This window comes from uncultured Sphingorhabdus sp. (genome assembly GCF_937872355.1).
Taxonomy (GTDB): Bacteria; Pseudomonadota; Alphaproteobacteria; order Sphingomonadales; family Sphingomonadaceae; genus Sphingorhabdus_B.
In genome coordinates, this window is the sequence record NZ_CALMSV010000049.1 from 1 (window position 1) to 5,036 (window position 5,036).

Consider the following 5,036-nt stretch of genomic DNA (forward strand, 5'->3'; position numbering starts at 1 on the left):
GCTTTCAGCCGAACAAGATCACGGCGGCGAAATTCGGTGACAGCCTGTTCGGCGACCGAAGGGTCGACATTGATGGAACGCAGCGCATCTTCGGCCATTTGAACAGATGATTCAAATACTTCCCGTGTAATCTTAAGATCCTCTGCCGGCATGAGTTCGAGCATTTGACGCCTGTCATACGCCCTTACGAACAGCTTGGCATTGGGGAAGGTTTCGCGCACGGCGACCAAGCCGTCGGCATCCAAATCACGGTCATCCATGCAGAACAGGATCGCACAGGATTCATCCGCGCCCGCGCGGCGGAGCAAATCTATGCGCGTGCCGTCGCCGTAGAAGACCTTGCGCCCGAACTCCCCGCTGACATCGATTTGCTCGGGCTTGATGTCGATCAGGGTAATGGAAAGGCCCGCCGCCTGCATGATCTGCCCGACCGTCTGCCCAAAGCGACCATGGCCGACGATGATGATGTTGGCCTGCGCCGCCAATTCAGGATCATCAAGCGCGACATCGCTCGTCCGCCGACGGGCCGCCAATCGGCCTGCAAGGATCATCAGGAACGGCGTTGTCGCCATCGACAGCGTGACCACTGCACCGAACAGGCTCGCTGCCTCAGGTTCGATCAGCAACGCATTTTGCGACGCAGTGAACAGAACGAAACCGAACTCGCCGCCCTGGCTGAGCAGCAAAGCCATGATGATCGACCCGCAGTTGTTTACCCCGAACAGGCGCCCCAGCCCGAAACCCCCCGCAGTTTTGACTACAACAACCCCCGCCGCCAAACCGACAATCAGCAAGGGCTGCGCCGCTATGACGTCGAGATCGAGCATCATCCCGACCGCGAGGAAAAACAGCCCGAGCAGAATGGAACGGAAGGGATCGATATCCGCCTCCAGCTCATGCCGGTAGGGCGACTCCGCGAGCATCACGCCAGCGACGAAAGCCCCAAGCGCCGCAGAGACGCCAATCGACTGCATCAGGGCGGCACTCGCACAGACCGCAAACAGGCCGGTGACGATGAAAAGTTCGCGTTCCGAAACGCGGCCTACCAGCCGCAACAGCGGCGACAGCACATAGCGCCCGGCTAGGATCAGCCCGACAATGGCTAGTATTGCATATATGGCCAACACAAGTCCGCTGGGTGCGCCCTCTTGCGCTGGTGCACGCGATAGCGCGGCGACAATCGTCAGCAAGGGAACGATTGAAATGTCCTGGAACAGCAGGATGGCGAAGCTTTTCTCGCCATAGTCGGTTTTCAATCGTCCGCGCGATTGCAGAAGCGGCAGGACCTGCGCGGTCGAGCTCAGGCCAAGCGGAAGCCCCAGCACCAGCGCGGCTTCCCAGCTGAAGGGCAGCACGGCGAAGATGATGGCGAACATCGCGAGACCGCACAACGCGACCTGCAGCGGTCCGAACAATAATATGTCCCGCCGCATCACCCATAATCGCGAAGGCGACAGTTCGAGCCCAACGAGGAACAGAAGCAGGATGATACCGATTTCAGCGAAACTCAGTATGGTTTCCGGTTCGCCGCTCAGACCCAACACGTCAGGCCCGATGATGATACCCGCAACCAGATAGCCGAGTACCGCACCCAACCCTAATTTGCGGAAGACCAGAACCGCCACGAGCGCCGCACCCAGAAGCAATGCGCCAGTCGTCAAAATGTCGGTCAGGAAATGATGGCCCTCTTCCATCAGTCGTTCCCCGTCATCGCGGCGAGAACCGCATCAAAAGGCAGCAAGATCGCCGCATGGCGCGCGGGATAGGTGCGCGCGCTTTCAAAAACCGCCAGTTCGGGCCAGCAGCCATCAAAGCCGCTTTCGTCAATAAGTGCCCGTGCAAGCGCGGCCCGCGCATCCGCAATCTCTTCAGCCGAACGACCGACTGCAATTTTACCAACCACCGCCGCCGATGCCTGGCCCATCGCGCACGCGCGGCCACGCAAGGCAATCGCCGTGAGATGGCCGTTTTCGACTTTCACATCGGCGCGCATTTCACTGCCGCAGACTGGCGAACGGCGCGTTGCACTTGCATCGGCGTCTGCCAACGCGTCTGCATGCGGCAGACTGGCCGCAAGCCGCAATATGTCCTTGGTGTAAAGCTCGGGCTTGGGCGGCGTGGGGCGTGCGGCAAGATCAGCCGGCATCGCTGCCCTCGCCCTCATTGTCCTGTTGGCGTTCGCGAATAAAGGACGAGAGCGCATCCCCCGACGCATTCAATAATGGATATGTGCGGGACGCGGTCATCCATTCCGGGCGTTTGCTGTCGCCGCCATAGGCGACTTCGAACAGCATGACGAGCAGCAGGAACAGCAACGTCGCGCCGATCAGCCCCTTCACCGCGCCAAAGCCAAAGCCGAGCACACGGTCGAACGGACCAAGCGCCGACTTGCGGCTCTTCTCGCCAATCTTGCGCGCAATCAACCGCCCGCCGACATAAGTGACGATGGCAATGGCGAGAAATGCCAGGACGGCAGCCCCGGCGTCACTGCCAACGGGCCCATAAAGCCATTCCGCGGCGGGCGCGTGCAGGAATCGTATCGCCGCAACGACCAATACCCAGACGCCCAGCAACAGCACTTCCTGCGTAAAGCCGCGCATGAAGCCAAAAATGGCACCGGTGCCGAGCAGAAAAAGAACGATGATGTCGAATGCGGTCATCGCATCCAGTTAGTCCCGCCCGAGTATATGGTCAACGAGGTTGGAGAGTGTCCGGAACTGTTTCAGTTTCATACCCCCATCTTCCTGCACCGAAGGCGGCACAAGCGCAGTCTGGAAGCCCAGCTTGGCCGCTTCCTTCAGGCGGAGATTGCCATGCGCGACGGGACGGATTTCGCCTGAAAGAGCGACCTCGCCGAACAAAACGCAATCCGATGGCAGTGGCTTTTCCGCATAGGCCGAAACCAGTGCTGCGGCGACGGCAAGGTCTGCCGCAGGATCGGATATGCGATAGCCGCCCGCGATGTTGAGATAGACTTCGGCGGTGGCAAAGCTGAGGCCGCAGCGCGCCTCGAGCACCGCGAGGATCATCGCCAATCGTCCGCTATCCCAGCCGACCACCGCGCGGCGCGGCTTTGCCCCACTCGACAGGCGCACGGTGAGCGCCTGGATTTCGACCAGCACTGGCCTTGTGCCTTCGAGTGCGGGGAAGACTGTCGCCCCCGTGACCTGCTCGGCTCGGTCGGTCAGGAAGAGTGCGCTGGGATTGCCGACCTCGGCCAAGCCGCTGTCAGCCATCGCAAAGACGCCTATCTCGTCGGTGCCGCCAAAGCGGTTCTTGTTCGCGCGCAGGATACGATATTGGTGGCTGCGCTCTCCCTCAAACGCCAGCACGGTATCGACCATATGCTCGAGCACGCGCGGCCCCGCAATGCTGCCATCCTTGGTGACATGGCCGACGAGCATCAACGCAGTGCCGCGTTCCTTGGCAAAACGAATCAGCTCCTGTGCAGAGGCACGCACCTGGCTGACCGTACCCGGTGCGCCTTCGATAAGGTCGCTGTGCATCGTCTGGATCGAGTCGATAATCAGCAAGGCAGGCGGCTTTGTGCTGCCCATCGTCGTCAATATATCGCGCACCGAAGTCGCCGCCGCGAGTTGCACCGGCGCATCGCCCAGCCCCAGCCGCCGCGCACGCAGCCGCACCTGATCGACCGCTTCTTCACCCGAAATATAGGCGACGTCGAGCCCACGCCGCGCAAGATTGGCCGCTGTTTGCAGCAGCAGGGTCGACTTCCCGATCCCCGGATCACCGCCGAGCAAGGTCGCCGATCCTGCGACCAGACCGCCGCCCAAAGCGCGGTCAAATTCTGATATTCCTGTCGAAGCGCGATCGGGCAGCTTGATGTCGCTGTCGAGCCCGACAAGCCCGACATCGCGCCCGCCATTTTGCAAATGATGCTTCAGCTCAAATACGGTCGCCCCGGCCTCTTCAACAAGGCTGTTCCACGCACCGCAATCCTCACACTGCCCCTGCCAACGCGGCGCAACCGTGCCGCATTCCTGACAGACAAATCGTTTTTTCGCTTTGGCCATGCCCACCTATGTATCAGAACATAGGTGGAACACCAGAGCAATAATCAAAAACCGAGGAATGTAACCTGCTCGTCCAAAGGCACGCGCTCACGCTGGAAACCATTCACCGAATCGCTCTCGTCGCGATAGCCGATGGCGAGACCGCAAAAGAGGAGGACATCTTCGCCTAACCCCAGTTGGTCTTTGATGGTCTTGCCGTACATGCCCATATATTCCTGCGGACAGGTATCGAGGCCCTCTTCGCGGCAGAGCAGCATGATCGTTTGCAGCCACATGCCGGTGTCGGACCATTGCGCTTCCTTCATCCATTTCGGGAAATGGCAGAGCAGCAACACTGGTGCGCCGAAGGACACAAGGTTCGACTGGACGAAATCGGCCCGCTGCTTTCCATCGTCGCGGGCAATCGCCATCGCGCCATACATAGCGGCACCGACAGCCTGGAGGCGTGCCTTATATTTGTCATGCTTGCCGGGTTCCGAGAAATCATAGTCCATCGGATCGTCGGGCTGGCTGGCGGTGAGCCTGTCCTGCAACGCCTTGAGCGGCGCGCCCGTGAGGACCGTCGCTTCCCATGGCTGGAAATTGCAGCCCGAGGGGGCCATCCGCGCGCGTTCCAATATGCGCTGGATAGTTTCGAACGGAACCGGCTTGTCGAGGAACGACCTGATCGAACGGCGGGTGGCGACGGCTTCGGATACCAGCATAAAATCTCTCCTGTTTGCTTTGTGCCCTCATTTAATCGAACGATTAAATCCCGCAACTGCTAAAAACACCTGTATCTGCAAACACCCGTTTCGCGGTCTGTTTGCACTGGGGCAGCGACAAAGCCTTGCACCCCATGCCCTGCCCTGCCACATCTTGGCGATGCGTGAGAAGGAACTGCGGCTGGCCCTTATCTGCTATGGCGGGGGAAGGCCTGCGGGCTGTATGGCCGGCCTCCCCCCGGGGATCTGGCAACCTTGGCGCGCCAGCCGTGCCTTTCCTGTAAGCGCGCCCTCGCCC

Annotated in this window: 5 protein-coding genes; all 5 read right to left on the reverse strand. The window is 60.5% G+C overall.

Annotated elements, in window-relative coordinates:
* Positions 1-1,694: monovalent cation:proton antiporter-2 (CPA2) family protein (locus tag Q0239_RS02390; RefSeq protein ID WP_298597825.1), on the reverse strand; the 1,694-nt coding region annotated here is incomplete at its 3' end.
* Positions 1,694-2,146, reverse strand: a complete 453-nt coding sequence (locus Q0239_RS02395; RefSeq protein ID WP_298597828.1) for an iron-sulfur cluster assembly scaffold protein — start codon at positions 2,144-2,146, stop codon at positions 1,694-1,696. The genes Q0239_RS02390 and Q0239_RS02395, both read right to left, overlap by 1 nt.
* Positions 2,136-2,660, reverse strand: a complete 525-nt coding sequence (locus Q0239_RS02400) for a CvpA family protein (RefSeq protein ID WP_298597831.1) — start codon at positions 2,658-2,660, stop codon at positions 2,136-2,138. The genes Q0239_RS02395 and Q0239_RS02400 overlap by 11 nt, the downstream gene beginning before the upstream one ends.
* 9 nt (positions 2,661-2,669) lie before the next feature.
* A complete protein-coding gene (radA, locus tag Q0239_RS02405; RefSeq protein ID WP_298597834.1) occupies positions 2,670-4,034 on the reverse strand; it encodes a DNA repair protein RadA in 1,365 nt (454 codons plus the stop codon).
* 44 nt (positions 4,035-4,078) lie between these two features.
* Positions 4,079-4,738, reverse strand: a complete 660-nt coding sequence (locus Q0239_RS02410) for a nitroreductase family protein (protein ID WP_298597837.1) — start codon at positions 4,736-4,738, stop codon at positions 4,079-4,081.
* Positions 4,739-5,036: the final 298 nt, after the last annotated feature.

What these genes read in the sequence shown, in the direction of transcription:
- Q0239_RS02395 (WP_298597828.1), bottom strand. Translation starts at nt 2,146, where the DNA reads ATGCCGGCTGATCTTGCCGCACGCCCCACGCCGCCCAAGCCCGAGCTT.
- Q0239_RS02400 (WP_298597831.1), bottom strand. Translation starts at nt 2,660, where the DNA reads ATGACCGCATTCGACATCATCGTTCTTTTTCTGCTCGGCACCGGTGCC.
- radA (WP_298597834.1), bottom strand. Translation starts at nt 4,034, where the DNA reads ATGGCCAAAGCGAAAAAACGATTTGTCTGTCAGGAATGCGGCACGGTT.
- Q0239_RS02410 (WP_298597837.1), bottom strand. Translation starts at nt 4,738, where the DNA reads ATGCTGGTATCCGAAGCCGTCGCCACCCGCCGTTCGATCAGGTCGTTC.